Origin of the sequence: Vibrio ouci, from assembly GCF_004551525.1 — a bacterium.
GTDB classification, from domain to species: domain Bacteria; phylum Pseudomonadota; class Gammaproteobacteria; order Enterobacterales; family Vibrionaceae; genus Vibrio; species Vibrio ouci.
Genome location: NZ_SATR01000006.1, coordinates 117,796 through 138,195, shown reverse-complemented (window position 1 = coordinate 138,195; position 20,400 = coordinate 117,796). Strand labels below are relative to the sequence as shown.

Annotated in this window: 16 protein-coding genes and 1 pseudogene; 9 read left to right on the top strand and 8 right to left on the bottom strand. The window is 43.5% G+C overall.

Annotation, left to right across the window (positions count from 1 at the left end):
- Nucleotides 1-35: 35 nt before the first annotated feature.
- Complete coding sequence (locus ELS82_RS06410; protein ID WP_134834739.1) at nucleotides 36-923, bottom strand: LysR substrate-binding domain-containing protein; 888 nt, start codon at nucleotides 921-923, stop codon at nucleotides 36-38.
- Nucleotides 924-1,028: 105 nt separating this feature from the next.
- On the opposite strand from ELS82_RS06410, the gene ELS82_RS06405 reads away from it, so the two are divergent.
- Together ELS82_RS06405 and ELS82_RS06400 are read left to right on the top strand one after the other, a co-directional pair.
- Nucleotides 1,029-2,363: a 6-phospho-beta-glucosidase gene (locus ELS82_RS06405; RefSeq protein WP_134834738.1), complete on the top strand. Its 1,335-nt coding sequence runs from the start codon at nucleotides 1,029-1,031 to the stop codon at nucleotides 2,361-2,363.
- Nucleotides 2,364-2,379: 16 nt separating this feature from the next.
- Nucleotides 2,380-3,144, top strand: a complete 765-nt coding sequence (locus tag ELS82_RS06400) for a carbohydrate deacetylase (protein ID WP_134834737.1) — start codon at nucleotides 2,380-2,382, stop codon at nucleotides 3,142-3,144.
- A 62-nt stretch (nucleotides 3,145-3,206) separates the two neighbouring features.
- Here the strand turns inward: ELS82_RS06400 and ELS82_RS06395 are convergent.
- A pseudogene (locus ELS82_RS06395) lies at nucleotides 3,207-4,967 on the bottom strand (methyl-accepting chemotaxis protein).
- 140 nt (nucleotides 4,968-5,107) lie between these two features.
- On the opposite strand from ELS82_RS06395, the gene ELS82_RS06390 reads away from it, so the two are divergent.
- Nucleotides 5,108-5,710 (top strand): beta-phosphoglucomutase family hydrolase, encoded by a 603-nt coding sequence (locus tag ELS82_RS06390; protein WP_134834736.1) that lies wholly within the window; start codon nucleotides 5,108-5,110, stop codon nucleotides 5,708-5,710.
- 6 nt (nucleotides 5,711-5,716) lie between these two features.
- Here ELS82_RS06390 and ELS82_RS06385 read toward each other — a convergent pair whose 3' ends face one another.
- The 3 genes from ELS82_RS06385 to ELS82_RS06375 all read right to left on the bottom strand — a co-directional run bounded on the left by ELS82_RS06385 (nucleotide 5,717) and on the right by ELS82_RS06375 (nucleotide 8,625).
- A complete protein-coding gene (locus tag ELS82_RS06385; protein WP_134834735.1) occupies nucleotides 5,717-6,601 on the bottom strand; it encodes an IS982 family transposase in 885 nt (294 codons plus the stop codon).
- 134 nt (nucleotides 6,602-6,735) lie between these two features.
- A complete protein-coding gene (locus ELS82_RS06380; RefSeq protein ID WP_134834734.1) occupies nucleotides 6,736-8,040 on the bottom strand; it encodes an inosine/guanosine kinase in 1,305 nt (434 codons plus the stop codon).
- Between the two features lie 111 nt (nucleotides 8,041-8,151).
- On the bottom strand, nucleotides 8,152-8,625 hold the full coding sequence (locus tag ELS82_RS06375) for a CreA family protein (protein WP_134834733.1): 474 nt from the start codon (nucleotides 8,623-8,625) through the stop codon (nucleotides 8,152-8,154).
- A gap of 153 nt (nucleotides 8,626-8,778) precedes the next feature.
- Between ELS82_RS06375 and ELS82_RS06370 the strand changes: the two genes are divergently transcribed.
- The 4 genes from ELS82_RS06370 to ELS82_RS06350 all read left to right on the top strand — a co-directional run bounded on the left by ELS82_RS06370 (nucleotide 8,779) and on the right by ELS82_RS06350 (nucleotide 14,681).
- Entirely contained in the window at nucleotides 8,779-9,282 is a 504-nt protein-coding gene (locus tag ELS82_RS06370) for a flavodoxin (RefSeq protein ID WP_134834732.1), read from the top strand.
- Between the two features lie 136 nt (nucleotides 9,283-9,418).
- Entirely contained in the window at nucleotides 9,419-10,072 is a 654-nt protein-coding gene (locus ELS82_RS06365) for an HAD-IA family hydrolase (RefSeq protein WP_134834731.1), read from the top strand.
- 441 nt (nucleotides 10,073-10,513) lie between these two features.
- Complete coding sequence (locus ELS82_RS06355; protein WP_134834729.1) at nucleotides 10,514-11,611, top strand: efflux RND transporter periplasmic adaptor subunit; 1,098 nt, start codon at nucleotides 10,514-10,516, stop codon at nucleotides 11,609-11,611.
- A 10-nt stretch (nucleotides 11,612-11,621) separates the two neighbouring features.
- Nucleotides 11,622-14,681: an efflux RND transporter permease subunit gene (locus tag ELS82_RS06350; protein ID WP_134834728.1), complete on the top strand. Its 3,060-nt coding sequence runs from the start codon at nucleotides 11,622-11,624 to the stop codon at nucleotides 14,679-14,681.
- 53 nt (nucleotides 14,682-14,734) lie between these two features.
- Here the strand turns inward: ELS82_RS06350 and ELS82_RS06345 are convergent, their stop codons facing one another.
- A complete protein-coding gene (locus ELS82_RS06345) occupies nucleotides 14,735-15,190 on the bottom strand; it encodes a methylglyoxal synthase (protein ID WP_134834727.1) in 456 nt (151 codons plus the stop codon).
- A gap of 13 nt (nucleotides 15,191-15,203) precedes the next feature.
- On the bottom strand, nucleotides 15,204-16,214 hold the full coding sequence (gene torT / locus ELS82_RS06340) for a TMAO reductase system periplasmic protein TorT (protein ID WP_134834726.1): 1,011 nt from the start codon (nucleotides 16,212-16,214) through the stop codon (nucleotides 15,204-15,206).
- An 80-nt stretch (nucleotides 16,215-16,294) separates the two neighbouring features.
- On the opposite strand from torT, the gene torS reads away from it, so the two are divergent.
- Together torS and ELS82_RS06330 are read left to right on the top strand one after the other, a co-directional pair.
- Complete coding sequence (gene torS / locus ELS82_RS06335) at nucleotides 16,295-19,180, top strand: TMAO reductase system sensor histidine kinase/response regulator TorS (RefSeq protein ID WP_134834725.1); 2,886 nt, start codon at nucleotides 16,295-16,297, stop codon at nucleotides 19,178-19,180.
- Nucleotides 19,181-19,189: 9 nt separating this feature from the next.
- Nucleotides 19,190-19,726 (top strand): GNAT family N-acetyltransferase, encoded by a 537-nt coding sequence (locus ELS82_RS06330; RefSeq protein ID WP_134834724.1) that lies wholly within the window; start codon nucleotides 19,190-19,192, stop codon nucleotides 19,724-19,726.
- Here the strand turns inward: ELS82_RS06330 and ELS82_RS06325 are convergent.
- Nucleotides 19,723-20,343: a lysoplasmalogenase gene (locus ELS82_RS06325; RefSeq protein WP_134834723.1), complete on the bottom strand. Its 621-nt coding sequence runs from the start codon at nucleotides 20,341-20,343 to the stop codon at nucleotides 19,723-19,725. The genes ELS82_RS06330 and ELS82_RS06325 overlap by 4 nt on opposite strands.
- Nucleotides 20,344-20,400: the final 57 nt, after the last annotated feature.

Genomic DNA, 20,400 nt, shown 5'->3' with positions numbered 1-20,400 from the left:
TAAACAAAACCCTAGCGTAACTGCTAGGGTTTTTGTTATTCACCGTAAGACTTGACCCAATCGCGAAATACTTTGAATTTAGCGCGCGATTCCATACCTTTAGGGCAAACCAAATCGTAACCTTTGCCTGAAGGGAGCCGTTCATAAGGGGCGATGAGCTTTCCACTGTCAATTAATGGTTTCACAAACTCAAAACGACCAAGCGCTACGCCCATCGAATTCACCGCTGCATCAACAGCCAATTGATTGTCACTATAAATATCAGACTGTTGTTCACAATCGATATCTATCCCCATGTTATTAATCCAGAACTTCCAAGCTGAGCTACTTCCACTGTGAATAAAGTTAGCGTTGCTTAACTCATTAGGTTCACTGCCAAGTCCGAGAGTATTGGCATATGCTGGACTGAGTACCGGCGTCCTAACCCCTTCAAACAATCGTTCACTATGCAGATTTGGGTAGTTCCCCTCACTATAAAAAATCGCCGCATCAAATGGGTCAAATTCAAAGTCACTTCGGTTCTGTTTAGTTTGGAGTTTGATGCTTAAGTGTGGGTATAAGCGTCGAAATTCATGTAGGCGAGGAACCAGCCACGCTGAAGCAAAGTAGGGGGAGGTGGCAATATACAACTCACCACTGAGTTCGCCCGTCTGTATGTCTATGAGCTCTGAAAAGATCGACTCAAACGAAGTGTTGAGCATAGCGATAACACGCTCTCCTTCAGGAGTTAACTCTAAAACACGGGTTTTACGAACGAATAGATTAAATCCAAGAAGCTCTTCAAGTTTTTTGATTCGGTGACTCACACCGCCTTGGGTCAAGTAAAGCTCGTTTGCCGCCTTGGTAAAGCTAAGATGTTTAGCTGCGACACTGAAGGAATGTAGCAACGCAAGTAATTGGTGTTTATTCGACATTAAATTCATGCATTACTCCAACTAATTCATAATGTGTCGTAACTGGTTTGTTACGTATAGGGTGCTCATTATAAATTAAATCACGTAATCCAAACAACTGATAAGGTATCCCATATGACAAACAATAAAGAACTCAAAGTTGCGGTTATTGGTGGTGGTTCTAGCTACACCCCTGAGCTCGTGGAAGGCCTAATTAATCGATATGATGAGTTACCAATTACTCAATTGTGGCTAGTTGATATTGATGCAGGAATGGAAAAAGCGCAGGTAATTTGTGACTTAACTAAACGCATGATCAACAAGGCAGGATGTAACATTGAGGTGTATCTAACAACGGACAGAAAACAGGCTTTAGATAATGCGGACTTTGTCTGTTCTCAGTTTAGATCAGGAAGGATTGAGGCGAGGATTCGAGACGAACGTATTGCACTCAAATATCGCATGATCGGCCAAGAAACTAATGGTTTAGGCGGCTTTTCAAACGCTTGTCGAACCATTCCGATTGCACTAGAGATTGCGCGAGAAATGGAGCAATTATGTCCCAATGCTTGGCTGCTTAATTTCACCAATCCTTCAGGCATGGTTACTGAAGCGCTAACTAAGTACTCAACGATAAAAACAGTTGGATTATGCAATGTCCCCGTCAACATGGAACGCGGCGCGGCAGAGATGCTGGGTGTTGAGCGCAAAGATATTACTATGCAGATTGCGGGGTTGAATCACTTAGTATGGGCACGAAAAGTTCTGCATGAGGGTAAAGACAAGCTTCCTGAACTTATCGAAGTGCTTTTAGAAGGCAACGATAAGATGACGCCAAAAAACATTCCTCCTTTCGAATGGGATGCTGACTTGATTCGAAGCTTAGGTATTCTGCCATGTGCGTATTTACGCTACTACTATCAGTCTCGTGATATTTTGGATAAAGAGTTTGCAGCTTCTGAGAGCAAATCAAATCGAGCTGATTTAGTAGCAAAAGTTGAAGCTGAGCTGCTTGAGATCTATAAAGATCCAACTCTTGAGACCAAGCCAAAGCTCCTAGAAGAGCGCGGTGGGGCTTACTACTCGGAAGCGGCGTGTGAGCTAATGAGCAGTATTTACAACAATAAGCGCAGTATAATGCACGTTAATACACGAAATAATGGCGCAATTCAGGGCCTGCCGAATGATTGTGCCGTGGAAGTCAGTGCTGTAATTACCAGTAGCGAGATAATCCCACTGCGCGTTGAACCATTTGAACAAGATACGCTACGCCTGATTCAATTGATGAAAGAATTTGAAACCCTAACGGTGCACGCCGCTATACATGGTGATATCAATGCAGCAAAACGAGCGCTGATCTTAAACCCAATTGTAGATAGCGGCAGTCATGTAGATGAAGCTCTTAAAGAAACGATCAAAGAAAACATAGAGTTTATGCTAGCGTTTTCCCATGTAATCGAAGCTCTCTAAAGAGAAGGATTAAGCGATGAAACTTATCTTAAATGCCGATGATTTTGGTCTCACAGAATCGGTGAATAATGCTATCGTCGATTGCTTTAAAGCGGGGGTTGTAAAGTCTACGACTATCATGATGAATCAACCTGGAACAGAGCACGCGGTTGGACTATACAAACAAGGCTTAATACCAGAAGTGGGCTTACATTTTACCGTTACAGCAGGTAGACCACTGTCTAAACCGGAAGAGGTGTCAACATTAGTCGATGATGCGGGTAATTTCCTGAGTCAAAATCAACTGTTTAGCAAACATGATGTATGTCCCCAGCAAGTCGCTAAGGAGTTAAGGGCGCAATATCAAGCAGCGATAGATGTAGGTCTTAAGATTAACCATATAGACAGCCACCACTTTGCGGGTGTATTCAGTCCGCTAAAAGTTGCCTTCATTACTGTTGCCAATGAAATAGGGCTACCAGTTAGACGCGTTGATAACGTTACACCAGGCCAAGATCTACTGAACGTGGCAACTCCCGACGCTTTTGACATGAGTTTCTTTGCCGACGGTGCCGATGAAAAGCATTTGAAAACATTACTTAGTGCTTACAAGGAACAAATGCCTAGCGGGATCTTAGAGCTAATGTGTCATCCAGCGGATACAGTGACAGCAGAGTTAAATACACTCTCAAGCTATTGTGAAAAACGAGTTGAAGAGCGCACGATTCTAACAAGCCCAGCACTGCTTGAGTGGATGAAAGCTGAGGGGGTTGAACCTGTTGGTTACAGTTACTTCGACTAGCAGTCATTGACTCTTAAATAAAAAAGCCCGCAACTTAGCGGGCTTTAATACGTTTAGAGTGTCTATGATGTTTTGAACTCCGCAACGGCACTGTCCATATCCGTCGCTTGCACCGAAATGTCATCAACCTCATTGAGACATTGCTGTGCAGATCCCATGTTACCTTCAGAAATCGTATTCAGCTCAGTGATAGAGTCGCTAACTTGGTTCATCACGATACCTTGCTCTTCAATTGCTGAGGCAATACGTTCAGAGTTAGCCTGAATGTTGGTCATATCATCAATAATCTGAGACAAACTGCTATCAAGTGTTTGTGATGCTTCCAGTGTTTGCGCGCCTTGATCGTTACATTGATCGATATTGGTCACCACCTCTGACATTTGGCTCTGAATCGCGGTAACGACTTTGGTAATTTCTTCAGTTGATTGATGAGTGCGGCTTGCCAATGCACGAACTTCATCGGCAACCACAGCAAAACCACGGCCTTGTTCGCCGGCACGTGCAGCTTCTATCGCGGCATTAAGAGCGAGTAAGTTAGTTTGCTCAGCAATCTCTTGAATAATATTGACCGCATCGCCAATTTTGTCGACGTGATTATTTAGTGAGTTGATAGACTCTTGGCTACTACCCAAAATACTTGATAGCTGATCGATATTGTTCACGGTTGTTTCAACCACTTTACGACCATTTTGTGCATTGACGGATGCTTGTTGTACTCCTTCTACGGCTACTGCTGTACTTTCAGAGATTTCATTGATGGTCGACACCATCTCTTGCACTGATGTTGCCATCATACTGGTGTGATTAGCTTGGACGTGGAATTGTTCCATCACATTTTGCAGCTCGCCATGCATGTTTGAAGTGCTACCTGAAAGTGCCGATGATTTAGTCTGCGTACCTGAGATAAGGCGTTCAAACTTATCAAGCAGCATATTAAAGTAATTACCGATTTCAGATAGCTCATCGTTGCGAGTTAAATTAGCGCGCAGAGAGACGTTGTTGGTGTTGGCGATTTCTTAAATAGCGGCAAGTAATGACGCGACTTGTTGGTTGATTGAACGAGAAATCTGGAAAATGAAACCAAAGATTATCAAGACGACTAATGCTGTCATGGCCTTTTTTAAAGTCGCGAGTTGGTCCTTAGTCGCTTGAGATTGCTCATCAAGTGCTTGGACAAATGCTTTGAATTGCTTTTCAACGGTATGCGATAGGTTACGAGTATCACCTAATAGGCCTTCGTTGTATTTAAGCCCAATAACCTTACTTTGGTTGATGTAGGCTTGAGAAGATGCGGTAAGGCTAGTTGCGTTTGAAGGCAGATAATCTGGCATGAATTTACCAGCTAATACTTGTTTGTTGAATTCAAATAGCTTTACAAGCTCATCACTCGAAAGAGAGGGCTTAACGGCTGTTAAATCTGCCAAATATTGTCCTGCTAAGTTATCTTCAGCTTTGAGACCAAGTTGTTCATAGGCTCTAACAAGTTTATTAAAACCGTCTTGATAATTGAGAATATCTTTCTTTAGCTGAGCACTGGATGGGAGAGAGTGTTCAGACAAAATAACCGAAAGTTCCTTTTCTAAGTCGAGGAACGTATCCATATTCTTGTTAACTTTGTCTAGATATTTCATATCTTTACGCAGCAAGAAATCTTTCTCGTTTCTACGTAGATTTAGTAAGCGTATTTCAAGTTTGGCGACCAATAAGCTCGCATGATTCAATTGAGAAGTCGTCTGGGTAAAGTGAGTTGTTGCAAAAAGTACTGTTACAACCCCAAAAATGGCTACAACACCCAATGAATACAGTTTATTCTTGATATTCATGAGATTACCTTAGTCCGTTAAGTTCGCGATTTATAAGTATTTACAGTGATTTTAGTTGTTAATAATAAATATATCAATTCAATGCTTGCGTAAGTAGTATAGCGGACACTTATCTATGTATGCCTAAAAGTGAGTTTCAGATGTATAAAACTTTAGAGAAGTATCAAGGAATTATCTTTGATATGGATGGAACCTTGATCGATACAATGCCAGCACATCTAACTGCTTGGGCTAAAACGGCGCAGCATTTCGGTTTTCCTTTTACTAAAGAGTGGTTGCACAGCTTAGGTGGAATGCCAAGTTTTAAAATCGCGGCTGAAGTCAATGCTAAGCATGGAATGACGCTCGATCCGGCTGAAGTCTCACGCTATAAAATGGCTGCATTTGCTGAGCTTGATGAGCATGGCTCAAACATTGACTGTACGGTAGAAGTTCTCAATCACTTTAATGGCCAGAAAAAACTTGCAGTAGGGACGGGGAGTCAACGTGAGAGTGCGATTCGCCTATTAACTAAGGCAAACCTGATTGAACAGTTTCATGCAGTGGTTACGGCTACCGATGTAGAAAACCACAAACCAAATCCAGATACTTTCCTCAAAGCCGCCGAATTACTGGAGCTTGAACCACAAGAGTGTGTCGTCTTTGAAGATACATTATTGGGTTTACAAGCAGCACATTCCGCAGAAATGGATTGTGTCCTTGTGGAAGAGGGAGAGCTAAAGTTTTATCCCTGTCCAAGGTAATTAACCTCAGATCTGCATAAGCGCATCTTTCTCAAGCCGAGTCACTTTAATGCTCGGCTTTTTAGGCTGGAATGAATAGGCAATGAGTCCAGCCAGTAAATTCACCATAAAACTGACACAGCTCCGATGCCGTGAGTGCTCTATCTGTGAGATATTCTTCAACTGGTCAAACACCGTTTCGATGATAAACCGTTTCCTGAGCATTAAACGGTCCCAGAGCTTCATCACCTTGGGCTTCATGTTCTTTTTCACATCGGTTATCAATGTCACTCCCTTATCCGCTAACTCTTGCTCTAGCGGACCGGAGATATAGCCTTTATCTCCGTACAGGCTGCCCCAAAGGCTCTCGACCATCTCTGGAACAGGTTTTCTGTCATCCACATTAGCTGTCGTGACCTTCACTGAAATAATACCGCCTTGGTCATTAATAATGAGATGAAGTTTAAATCCGTAGAACCAGCCCATCGTGCCCTTCCCGCGTTTGGCGACACCTTCAAATACCTGATGTCTGGGGATACGTAGGTTATGACAAACCTGTAGCTTGGTTGAATCAACGAAGGCAATACCCGTTGGCTTCGCTTGACGATGAGTCAGGTAAGAGCAGAGGGGAACCAAGACGCTTTGCATGAGTTTGAGCATACGGGTGTAGCTGACCAGCGTGGGGAATTCCTTGGTGAGATACTGGCATACAAACTGGGTATAGTAGGTTTTGAAATCCCGATAGCCAGATTGATGAAACGAGATAACAATGGTCATCACTTCGCTGACAGAAAGACGAGAAGGTTTGTTTCTCTGTTTGGTGCCTGAAGCAATGAGGTGCTTTTCCCACGCAGGTAAGAAAGCCTGACAGAAGTCGTCGACATCGATGAAAATAGCGTCTAAATTATTCATCCCCAAGTCCTTATGCGATTGATAGTTCTCTTTAAACGATCAGATCGCGACTTGGGCATTTAGTTCATTTCTTATGCGCAGCTCAGGTTAATTAAAACAGTATAAAAAAAGCCGCTCGACAGCGGCTTTTTTTATTAACGATCCCAGTATGCTTCTTCTAGGCTATCTTCGCGCTCAGGTAGTGCGCGAGCGAGGCGAGGTGAGTGCTGAGTCAATACTTCGTAACTAACACGGTTCGCGTACTTACAAATCTGCGACAATGACGAGTATGTCAAATAAGGCTGATCATGCTTAGATGAGTTTGGAACGTTCATCTGATGATGGCTGTTTGCTGCCATATCATGAAGTAATGCTGACAAAGCGGCATCACCCGCGCCGTTGGTGTTCTTTATCTCAAGAGGGCCGCCAAGGTATGGACCGATGTGAGAGTACGCTTTAACTGGATTAACACAGTCAGAACGACGCATAGCACGGCTAAACTCATACTTATTGAACTCAGGAATGTTACCCGGTAACAATGGCAGCTCTGTTTCGCGCTTGGCTGATTCATCAGTGTAACCCGCCATGTACAAACCGACAGGACCAGAAGTACAAAGAACAACATCTACCCACTCTAATGCTTTGTCTGCGGCCAGAAGCGGATCTTTCTCACCCGTTAAGGCTTCACCTTCTTCTTCGTTCATCGCAACAATTGAGATATTTTCTTTAATGTAGTCTTGCCACCATTTCGCGTTGCCTTCAATGACCCATTTCGTACCTAAGGTAAGTACAACAGGAACATTCTTCGCTTTAGCGATTTCAATAGCACGAGCAACAGCTTGTGGCATTGGATCTTCAGGCTTACCACGCATTAGGTATGAAGAGACAACAAGCGCTGACGCTTTGTCGAATACATCTTCAGGAATGCTATCAGGACGAAGCTTGTTCATATGACCTTCGTTAATCGCGAACGTACGTTCACCATTTTCCGAAATCAATGTGTAGCAGCGACCAATAGAGCCTTCGACCATTTGTAAATGGTTAAGGTTCATGCGTGAAGAAGTGCGGCATAAGTAACGGTAAGCGAAAGAACCTACTTCGATATTACGTGACATAACGCCAAGCAAGACTGATTTGCTGTCAGCAAGAACAGAATAGTTATGAAGCGTGTTACCGATGGTGTCGCCAGGGTATTGGTGCGTGATGAGTTCACGTTCAACCAACTCTTCATAAAGAGCATCCGCTTGGCTTTCTTCTAAAACTAATGAGTGTCCCTTGCTCAGTTCGTATTTTGCGAGGAACTCGTCGTCAACTCGTGCTTCGATATCAACGATAGTCTGGCCAACACCGACCACAATTGGGCGAAATAGCTTTGGTGTTTGCTTCATCTGATTGATGAGTGGATCACGAGCGTGAGTTGGAAAGTAGTGCTTAGATTTGCGCTGTCCGGGAAACTTCATGTTAAAAGTGGAGTTGGAAATTTTCCCGCATAATATCACAAAGGTGAAAGATTGCTTTCATATTTATTACATAAAAAGGGGCCAAGCTTAACTGTTTGGCCCTTTAATAACCTATTTTTCGCCTTGATAAGCGCCGTACGCTTTCGTTCCCCAAAGTGGAACTGTTGATAGGCTGTGTTTGAAGCTACCTGATGTCTCTTTGGTAGAGTAGGACAAGTACATCAAAGTTTGGTTTTCGACGTCGATAATACGGCGAATCTTCATAGCCTTGAAAAAGATGCTTTTTGATTTCTTAAATACCACTTCGCCATTGCTAGATTTGTCGATTTTAGCAATCATCTCTGGAGTTATTTCACCCGTTTGACGACAAGATATTGAGCTATCACTTGGGTCAGCTAGACTGAAGTCTGCTTCAATCGAAGCAACATGACAGGTAACACCTGTTACAACGGGATCTTGCATATGGTTTAGTTTGATATCCTTCATCGTAAACAAACCTAGGCTTACATCACCCACTTCATCGCTGCTGTCACATGCGGTTAGTCCTAGTGCGAGTAAACCGACTACTGCAGTTTTTTTGAACATTTTAACGAGTCCTTTGCTAAGTATATTTAGGTGAAACACAATTAGCATATCAGCTTTTTTGTTTAGATGGGCAATATGTATGTAAAAGACTTGTGAGTTCAATGTGTTATCGAGTAAGCTTCAGCTAGTTATAGTACAAAGACAGGTTTAGTCATGACGACGTTGATTCCCCAAATTGCTCGAGTTAAGAATTCATGGCTGTATCAGCAAGTCGATGTGCAATTTCCTACCAAAGAAAGCCTTAAAGGTTTAGAACTCTATAAACAAGCCGTTTCGACGCGTGAATATGAAGTTCTCGCCGAGTTACCGGCCGCAGAAACATCCTTCAATTCTGACGACATTTTCCTCGTGGACTTTCATCGCCTTACGGTGATGTTCGCCCTTATTCAATCTAGTCAATGGCAAAACGAGTTTGAGCGAGAAATGATCGTTGAGTTTCTAACTCAAATCATCTATTCAGAGCCTTGCTCATTGTATCTAGGGTTTCAGTCTGGTGAGCCAGTAGCGGCTGCGATTGTTACTCAGACGGAACAAAGCATACTGATTTCAGACATTGTCGTTAAGAGTGATGAGCCTTCTGCGCACTTTGTGTCGGCATTGCTAGGCAAACTAAGTGACCAAATTGCCGCTGATATTGAGCTTATTGTCGAAAAGTAAAGCCTATGTAAAAGGGTGATGTGCTCTAAAGTTCTGAGCATCAGAGTTTTAATAACCAATAAACTGTTAACTTCGTCATTTTAATTGCAGCGTTTTTTTTTATTATTTCTTAATGCGAATTAAGAAGGTAATTTGAATGACTAAGACAAATGCTCAATGTGTAATCTTTGATTGTGACGGTACGCTTGTCGATAGTGAGAAACTTTGCTGCCAAGCATTGTGTGAGACCTTCAGTCGTTTTGGGGGCAAACTTTCAATGGAAGAGGCGGTTAGCCATTTTGAAGGTGGCAAGCTTGCCGATATCTTAGCCAGCACAAAGCATCGCCTAGGCATTAATGTTTCTATCGATAAACTTGAACCTGTTTACCGTGAAACCCTTGACGCTCTTTTCGAAGAACAGCTAGAGCCTATGGATGGCGTATTTGAAACTCTTGAGTTCCTTAAGGGAGCAGGGGTTGAATACTGCGTTGCGTCGAATGGACCGAGCCATAAAATTGAAAGGTGTTTAGAGCTCACAGGACTATTACCCTTCTTTAAAGGCAAAATCTTTTCTGCTTTTGATACCAACAGTTGGAAACCTGAACCGGACTTAATTCTTTATAGCGCGATGAACATGGGGTTCAAACTACAAGAGTGTGTCTATATTGATGATACGCCTAAAGGCCTTGAAGCGGGTGTTAGAGCAGGTGTGAAAACTGTCCACCTAGTCGGTTTGAATAATAAAAGTCACAAGCTGGACCTGCTTAAAATTCAAAACCTTAGAGAATTGCAGACAGTCTTAGAGGGCTAATGCATAGGTAAGGTGAGTAGAGGGGGCATTTCTCTACAGGCTGAAATATGCGGCATAACGGGTTGGGTGATGATGATAGATTTGATGTCTTCAAAGAATGACCCGCATTCTGCGCATAACATTTTGTCGTTGCTAGATAACAAATACTCTTCGCTACCGCAAAGTGGGCAACAAAGTACATCATGGTCGGTATGTTCTGATGTCATAAAGGTTCTCCTAGCAGCAAAAGTGACTTTAACGTTGTTTTTTTATTATGTTCACAGGTTAACTACATACCTGTGTCGTTACAATTCTATTTTAGTCTAATTCCTCTTCAGAAAGCCCGTCAGCGAGATCAATTGCAAAAGTTTGAGAAGCAATTCATATAATGCCAGCGGTCAATCTTTAAAAATACAATGTTCTGTATATAATGGTATCAAATACTATATAGAGAATCGTATTGTGAAACGTTTTTTGTTCCTGCCTATGCTCGCATCATTGATTGGGTGCGGTGATCGTGTTGGCGACGAAGTAGAACAGGTTGAATCACCAATCAAAAGCGTCAAGTTCGTTGAAACTGAGTTTAAAGGTTATCAGCAGTCACGTCAGTTTGGTGGAGAGATCAAGAGTGCGACGACCTCACCGTTGAGCTTTAAAGTCAACGGTACAGTTGAAGTCATCCATGTCAAAAAAGGTCAACGCGTTAATAAAGGTGAGTTGATAGCGGAGCTAGACAAAGAAGAGTTTCGCTTGGCACTGAATAAGGCCAATGCAGCGCTCGGCTCCGCCAACGCAGCTCATTTTCAGGCAAAAGATCAATATGATCGAGCGCGTAAACTAAAGGAAAAGGGGTTTGTCTCAGACTCTGAATTGTTCTCTATTAAAGCCGACCTCGATGCAAAAGTGCAGCAAGTTAATGTCGCTAGAACAGATGTAAACAATGCCGCACTCAACCTTTCTAGAACCTCACTTTACGCGCCGTTTTCTGGCCAAGTTAGCACTGTATTCTTAGATGAATTTACCAAAATTAGCTCTGGCACTACTGTGATTGAGTTGATCAATTCAAGCGCCTATCAGGTTGATTTCCTAGTTCCCGAATCCTTGATTCAACAAGTCGACTTTGGTTCCCAAATCAGTGTGACAGTACCTGCGCTTGAGTCTGTGACATTAACGGGGGCCGTTAGCGAGATAGGCGCCGTGGTTGAAAAAGGCAACGCCTACAGTGTCAGCTTAATGCTCGACAACGTTAATCATCAATTGCGAAACGGTATGACAGCGAATGTCGAATTTAAAGTAGGGCAAGCACATGAAAAAGTCGTGTTACTCCCTTTGTCGGCATTTAACTTTAATGATCACGATGCGAATGATCAGACAGAAAATGCAGCAATCTATATTGTTAATTCGACGATGGCGCTGGAAAAACGCTATGTGCAAGTAAGACGAAATATCAATAGTGAGGTTGTGGTTCTTAGTAACCTTAATGCGGGTGAAAAAGTAGTCGTTGCGGGTATACCATACCTTTATGAAGGGCAAAAAGTCGCTCTTTGGAACGGTATTTAAGGGCTTTACCATGCATAGACTGACTGAGCTAGCGCTCAAATACCATAGATTCACCCAAGTATTTCTAATCATGCTGCTTGTCATTGGTTATAAGACCTTCGTCGCCGCACCAAGCAAGGAAGACCCAGAGATCCTAATCCGCAATGCGATTGTCGTCGCACAGTTTCCTGGTATGTCTCCGGAAAGGATAGAAAACTTCATTACTAAACCTCTAGAACGCGAAATTAAGCAAATCCCAGAAGTAACGGATATCAAATCCTTCTCGCGTACTGGAGTTACTCAAATCAACGTAACCGTTCACGATCGCCACTTTAATTTACAACCTATATGGGACAATCTGAGAAATCGTATGGAAGCGATGAAATCTCAGTTACCCGACGGCACACAAGGACCATTCGTTAACGATGAGTTTGGCCAAGTCTATTCTGCAACGATCGCTCTTTATGGTGATGGTTTTAGCCAACGTGAGCTCAATAAGGTATCGGAGCAAATACAAGATCGGCTCAATAGTTATCCGTCTGTGTCACAAGTAGAACTGTATGGTGTCAACGAAGAACGTATTTGGATCAAAGCCAAGCCCGATGCGTTAGAAAATGAAAAATTTCAGTTTAAGCAGGTTATACAAACCTTACAGGCGCGCAATGTCGTGCTTCCCGGTGGGGTTATTGAAGCGGGAACACTAGAAGTTGAGATCGAACCGACCGGTAACTTTCAAAGTGTTGAGGATATTCTTAACCTTGACCTGTATGTGCGTGAGCTCGATAACACGGTCTTTCTACGTGACTTAGCGGATGTATACCGAGGCTACGAAGAACCATTTAACACACCTGTCTATTTCAATAATAACCGAGCAATTGTCATCGCAGCAGCGATGGTTGATGGCGCGCAAAGCGATCAGTTTGGTAAGGAAATTGAGCGTTTTCTCATTGAACAAAACGATCGGCTTCCTGTCGGAATGACACTAGAACTTGCGACGTTTCAGCCTGCCAAAGTCGATGTGGCGGTCAAATCTGCAACGAACAATTTACTCCAAACCATCGCAGTTGTGCTCGCCGTGGTCATGGTCTTCCTAGGCACACGTATGGGCCTAATCGTGGGTAGTATTGTGCCTCTAACCATTTTGATGACCGTGATCGGCATGACATTGTGGGGCGTTGAACTGCAACGAATGTCGATCGCAGCGATCATCATTGCGCTTGGCTTATTGGTTGATAACGGCATTGTGATGGCGGAATACATTAAAACCATGATATCTGAGGGAGTGGAGCGCTCTGAGGCGGCGATTGGCGCGGCAAAAACAATGGCATTACCGCTATTAACATCATCACTAACCACCATATTGGCCTTTATGCCACTACTTTTAGCACAGGACGTGACAGGAGAGTATTTACGCTCGCTTTCTCAGGTGATTACCATCGCACTGCTCAGCTCTTGGTTTTTGTGCTTGTTCGCCACACCAGTGATGTGCGTTTGGTTTATTAAGGATACGCAATGCGCGACTCGTCAGCCTAAAGACACGCGCGTTCATTTAGCTTACCGAAACGCTATCTCGACGATTTTGAATTATCGGATGAGCTTTATCATCGCAATGCTTGCGACATTTGCGCTCGCTATCTATGGCTTTAAATATGTAACGATTCAATTTATGCCGGGTTCAGAGCGCAACCAATATCTGGTGTTCGTTGACTTGCCCGCCGGAACCAAGGTCAGTGAAACGCAATTAGTCACCAAACGCTTGAATCAATGGTTATTGGATAAATCGCAAAACCCAAATGTGACGAGTACAGTCGCGTATGTGGGGGACGGCGGACCACGATTTTTTCTCGCCCTGTCTCCAATCGATCGTCAGCCTAATAGAGCATTCCTGATAGTAAACACCGTCGATGCAGGCAGTGCATTGGAGATGGTCGAGAAAACCAATCGATTCTTTATTACTGATTTACCTGAAGCGAGTGGGCAGGCCAAGCGAATGTGGTTAGGAGGCACAGAGCTTGGTTTAGTTGAGTATCAAGTTGTCGGTGAAGATATAGCAACGCTGCAACGAATCGCGCTACAAATTGAACAAGTATTGCGAAAAGTACCGGGGGCAGTGGGTGTACGTAACGACTGGGAAAACAACGTTCCTAAATTAGTGGTAAATATCGATCAGGCATTAGCACTCAGAGCAGGTGTTTCGAGTCGTGATATCGCACAAAGCCTTGATAGCTATTTGCGAGGCCGAGAAATAACCAGCTTTCGCAATGATGCTGATGTCATACCGGTAATGGTTAGTGGGGATGATGAAGATAAAAATATTGAGCAATTGTTTTCCGCTCAGATTGTAGCAAGTGGGACAGGGGCTGCGTTGCCGCTTATTCAATTTGCCAAAATAGAAGCGCACAGTGAGCCTTCAGTGATTCGCCGCTTTAATTTAGAAAGAACGATAACCATCAGTGTTAAGCACGATGAGTTACAAGCAAGCCAGCTCAACAAATTGGTTCAGCCTGAACTTGATAAATTTGTCCTGCCTGATGGCTATAGAGTGATGCTTGGTGGAGAACTTAAAGGAGCCAGTAAAGCTAACGGCGCATTATTTGGTTACTTGCCTCAGTGCTTTGCAGTAATGATTCTTTTACTGCTACTTCAGTTCAACTCAATCAGAAAACCCGCCATTATTCTTATGACAATCCCGCTTTCTTTGATCGGTGCGTCGGCAGGGCTGTTAATTACCGGGGCCTATTTTACCTTCCCGGCAATGCTCGGCATTTTCAGTTTGGCGGGGATTATTATTAACAACGGCATTGTGTTAATTGATCGAATCGAACAAGCGAAGGGTGAAGGCAAAGCAGTGAGAGAGGCAATTATCGAAGCCTGTGTCACCCGTTTTAGACCAATCGTCATGACCACACTAACAACCATACTCGGTCTTGTGCCGCTGGCGATTTCTGGAGGTGAGTTCTGGTATTCAATGGCAATCGTGATGATTTTTGGTATGGCTGTAGGTACGGTACTGACATTGGGGGTCGTGCCAGTGCTATATAGCTTGTTCTTCAGTGACAAAGAGCCCGACTTAGTGGTTCAGCAATCATAACGGACACGTAAAAAAAGCCTGCAAATATGCAGGCTTTTCTAAATCTGAGTATCCTAAGTACGATTAGCTAAGTAAGCTTCGTAATCTGGGATTTCAATATCCACTTTTTGTTCAATCAGCTCTGACTCGATAATGAACTTAGCCGTTGCACGGTTAGTTGCCACTGGAATGTTCCACACACTAGCAATACGTAGCAGTGCTTTTACATCAGGGTCATGCGGTACCGCGTTTAGAGGATCCCAGAAGAAAATCAGTACATCAATTTTACCTTCAGAAATCAAAGCGCCAAGTTGCTGGTCGCCACCCATTGGGCCGCTGATCATGCTTTTAATGGCTAATCCAGTTTCTTTGCTCAGCATTGAGCCCGTGGTGCCTGTCGCGTAAAGGAAGTGCCCTTGTAGTTTTTCTTTATTCTCTTTAACCCAGCGAAGTAACTCTGGCTTACAGTTGTCGTGTGCAACTAAAGCAATGTGTTTGTTTTCCGGTAGAGTACGAGTCGTTTTTTCCATTTAGACTTCCTAATTATTTGTTTTCGTTATAGACGTAAAAAGTTGGTCGATATTCCGAAGGAGAGAGCGATTGGTCAATCACCTTTGGATTCAATTTGTGTGGCGTGAGCGGCTCAATGATTGGAGCCATTATTTTCTCATACGGCTCACCGCGCAGGTAGCTAACCGCTTGTTGGATAGACAATCGGCCTTGTAAAACCATTTTATCAGTAGGAGCGAATTCAACTCTATCGCGCAGTAATCCACGATAGACGCCATGACTTAGATAGGTAGAAACCAAGCCTATCTTGTTAGTTTTTCCAGCGCTACGAAGTTCACTGATCGCCGCTTCAATAGCGACCGCACTACCTACGATATAATCAACATCAGGGTTATCGATAGCGGACTGAACTAGGTTACGCTGTAACTCCTTGTCGTTGTCTGCCCACAAGGTTTCGGTGATATGAATGTCACTGTTTTGAATTGCCGCATAGAAACCTTGGATAACTGGCTTGGTACCACCACTCGATTTAGGGCCCGGCAAAAGTGATACGTTTGCAATGCCTGAACCTTTAGGGTGTTTAGATTTTAAATACTCACCAGTGTAGTAACCCATCCAGTACCAATCGACGCCAACTTCACCTTTAAGGTTGGTTTTATTGTTGTCATCAACTAAGAACTTATTAACCGTAGCAAAAACGGGAGTGCTGCCAACGTACTGGCGTAGAGAGTCATAAAATAGGTCAGGAGCAACTGTGCCTAAAATAATCGCATCGGCGTTCCAACGAACACATAGCGACAAATGCTGGCGCTGCTTTTCTAGATTAAGGTAGCCACCGGCTTCAAGTACTCTTAAATCGACGTTTTGTTTCTTCGCTTCGTCAACCATGCCGTAGTTGACCGACAGCCAGTATGAGTCTTTTAAATGAGGGTAGATTCCACAGATTCGTAGCGGTTCTTGCGCCTGAGCCTGATTTGCAATAGCAATCAGTAGCACAGCGCTTAAGGTTGTAGCTCGCTTTTTAATAGCGGAGATCAAAGACATGCAGTATTTCGTTGGTAAAGGCCCTATAAACACTGCAAAATATACCGCATTATAGATGACTAAAGAAGTGAAGATTCATCGTGTTACTTGCTAAAGCCAGTATTGGGCGTAAGTTATTGTTTGCATTTTTGGCAATGGCCTTGCTGGTTTTGATTTCCGCTCTTATCGGAGTGTTTGGTTTTAGCTTTGTGGCTAAAACAGAGCGTAACGTCGTTAATTCAGCGATTCCTTCCATGATTGAGGCGCGTCAGGTCTCTGTGCTTTCCTCTCGGATCATATCTTCCGTACAGGTCCTATCTAATGCTAAGACCGAAAAAGAGCGTCAACAAGCTGGGCAGGAGCTGTTCGCTCAGTTGGAGTCTTTACTGACGCATATTAAACAGCTTGGTTCTGACTCTTTTGATTCCGAACTACTGACCAAGTTAGAGACTGATTTACAGGTTGTCATTGATACACTTGCCAAGCTGGGTATTACAGTTGAAAAGCGTCTATTCCTAGATCAAGAGTTGGTCGTACGTACAGAAGAGTTGCGTAAGCTGGCACAAGAACTGGAACAACTGACACGTACCCAGGTTTCCAATACCTCGACCATTGCTGTTGCTAACGTCACCCACATCTACGATTTACTATCTAAGCAAAAGACTCAGCAAGCGTATAAAGCACTCGATACCTTGGTTGAAGTCGACCTTGATCTTTCTGAACGTCTTCATGAGCTGCATCTGTTGGCGTTTAAGCTTCTCAATCATATTGAAGAAACTCGCACGATTTCAGACATAAACCGTATTAAAACGATTCGCCAGGAGTTTGTGAATAATCTATCGATAATGAAACGTCGCGTACAAGCAGTAGAAGATCCGACGCGTTCAATTCAAATGGTTGACTTGTTAAAGCAGCTTGATGAACGAGAAGTGGTGTTTGATGTCTTGCTGCAGCGTTATGAAAACGAAGCTTTAGCACAGCAGTTAATGCAGAACACCCTCGATCAGTTCTCGGCTCTGAATACAACGGTAAACAAACTGGTTGATGAATCGAACGCAGCAACAACCGTGGCCGTATCAGAGCTAAAAACCACCTTAGACTATGCGCAACTAACCCTGACGATCATTACCGTGCTCGGCATGGTGATCGTTGTTTTGATCGTTTGGAAAGTGGTTTATGTCTCGGTGCTCAAACGTTTGGCTGAATACTCATCGGCGCTATTGTCTATCGCTAAAGGTCAACTGAAAGTGGATGTGACGGTTAAAGGGAATGATGAGTTGGCACATATGGGGCAAGCGATCATCACTGCTCGTAATACCGCTCATGCGTTAAAAGTCGTCGCGGAAAGTGAGGCTAAAGCCAAGCGCGAGTTACAAGAACACAAAGAACACTTAGAAGAGCTAGTGACTGAACGAACTCACCAATTACAAGATGCTAACGTCCGTCTTAATGAAGAGGTGGAAAACCACGCAAGAGCGCGCACTCTAGCGGAGCAAGCAAGCCGAGCGAAATCTGCATTCTTAGCCACGATGAGTCATGAAATACGTACGCCAATGAATGGCGTGCTCGGGACAGCAAGACTACTAAAAGATGCAGGTTTAGACAGCAAGCAAGGCTATTACGTTGATGTGATAAATCGCAGTGGCACAACATTGCTGGCGATCCTAAACGACGTGCTTGATTACTCCAAAATCGAAGCTGGCCACTTAGAGATACGACCTGTCGACTTTAACCTATATTCTATGGTCGATGACACTAAGCATCTGCTGGATGGGCGAGCAAAAGAGAAATCACTAGAACTCGCTTGTACTATTGAAAGTGATGTTGAAAAGTTTTGGCATGGTGATGTCACCCGTATTAGCCAAGTGCTCAATAACTTAGTTGGTAATGCGATTAAGTTTACTGATCAGGGCTATGTCGATATCTATGTGTCACTCGACCCTGATTGTGACGGCCACGTTTTGTTTGAAGTATCAGACAGTGGTGTCGGTATCAGTGAGCAAGAGCAAGTCACACTGTTTGATGCCTTTACTCAAGCCTCCGGGGGCTTAAGTTCTAAGGGAGGGACTGGGCTGGGTTTAGCAATCAGTAAACGTATTGTCGAAGCGATGGATGGCGAATTGCTGGTTGAATCGAGCGTTGGTGAAGGGAGTCGTTTCTGGTTCTCGATTCCGTTAGCTGCAGGTCAAGAAGTTGAAGAGTCTGAAACCGTCTCGGAATGTAAACTCAAAGCTAAAGTTCTACTCATCGAAGATAATCCGGTCAATTGCATGGTTGCAGAAGGGTTCTTAGAAAGTATGGGGCATACTGTCCAAACAGCAATTGATGGCAAGCAAGCGAAGGACGTGTTTACCGATCAACGCTTCGACATAGTCTTGATGGATATAAACTTGCCAGATTGTGATGGTATTGAATTGCTCGCTGAACTCAAACAAGTAGAGGTTGAGCTCAATATAACACCAACACCTATGATCGCAGTATCTGCCCATGTATATAATGAAGAAGTACAAAGCTATCTTGCCGCAGGTTTTGATGGATATTTACCTAAACCGCTCGATAAAGACGCGCTGTGTGTCATTGTACAAAACAGCTTAGATGGGCAAGAGCTTATTCTTGAGCAAGCCGAATGTTATGAAGGTGGGGGTGACAGCGAGATGGAACAACGAGTAATCATCGACAGCAAAATCGTTATTGCAGACATGCAAGTGCTGGGCAAAGAAAAAATGCGAGACATTGGCCACTTGTTTAATCAAGGAGCGGATGAGATTCTTAAGCTCCTAGATGCCACCCAAGATAATAACGGCGTCAAGCAACTTGCTCATAAACTCAAAGGTTCTGCGGGAAGTATGGGACTCAATGCTCTGTTTGATATTTGCCTACTCATTGAGAAAGATAGTGCACCATTAACTTGTTATACCAACAACAAACAGGCGTTAATCCAATTGGTCCAGCAGTCAAAACAAGCCTTAAAAGAACTATTAAATTAGAGAGCTTTAATGTACGTAATTGAAACTAGTCATTTAAACATGTCCCAAATCTCAGAAGTAGATTGGGCGCTATTCGAACGTTTACACCAGGATGACGAAGTCATTCGATATGCTTTTGATAAACCGTCTGTCGCAGCTATTCGCGAACGCTTTGAATCACGTTTACCAGTATGGTCGTGGCCGAGCAATCATTGGTTATGTTTAGTGATAAGGGAAAAACAGACAGGAAAAGCGATTGGTGTCACAGGCCTATGTATTTCAGAACAAAATGATCGCCATGTGGAAGTTGGTTATCTGCTTCTTCCTGAGTTTCACGGTAAAGGCTACGGCACTGAATCTTTGATCGGCCTCATTGACTATATGACTGACAGTTTCCCAATAGATACCGTCAACGCGATTGTTACGGATGGCAACATTGCTTCGTGTAAGGTGCTTGAAAAGGCAGGATTTTCTTTAGCTGAGCGTGAAAAAGATGCGTACAAAATAGGCGAACACTATTATGACGACCTTATCTATCGCTACCATGTAGAAGAGCCTCAGTGTTAACTTAACACCGATAAAGTAAGTAATGCTTGGGCAGTGTAGTAGGTGATCATAATCACGTGTCTTGAGAAGGCAGAACTACTACGAAACCTATCGATGGCGAGCACTAAGTCTGAAGCGATAAAAACAATTGCCCCGAGCGCTCCATAGGCGGCGCTAATATACGGAGAAGCTGACCACAGTTCGATGGCTCCCCACGCCATCAATAGAATAGCGATACTGTAAACGGCAACAGGGACCTTCATCTCGCCGAGTGTAGGCAAAAGAAACAAATAGACGATGACCCCAATCGCAAGCAAAAGACTTAAAGTTGTGTAGTTAAAGCTAGTGGTCTCATTAAAAAATGCTGCTGTGTAGACAATATGGGCGAGGAAGAACGCGCTTAATCCCTGAATGAACTTGTCTTTTGGATGCATCAGGAAGAGGTCACCAATACTCGAAAGCAATAAGCCCGCTCCAATTAGAAGTGCGTAAGTTTGATTTGTATGGCCTTCGAAAGAGAACACGAGATAAGCCATCATCAGGATAGGAGTTGCTTTAGTCAGATAGAAAATCGTTCTATTTTTTCTATCAATGCTCCAGATATGAACGAAACATATCAGGCAAATCGCTATCCACATAAACCTTCTCTCAAAAAAAAAGCAGCAAGTGCTGCTTTTTTAGAGTAATGATTGGCG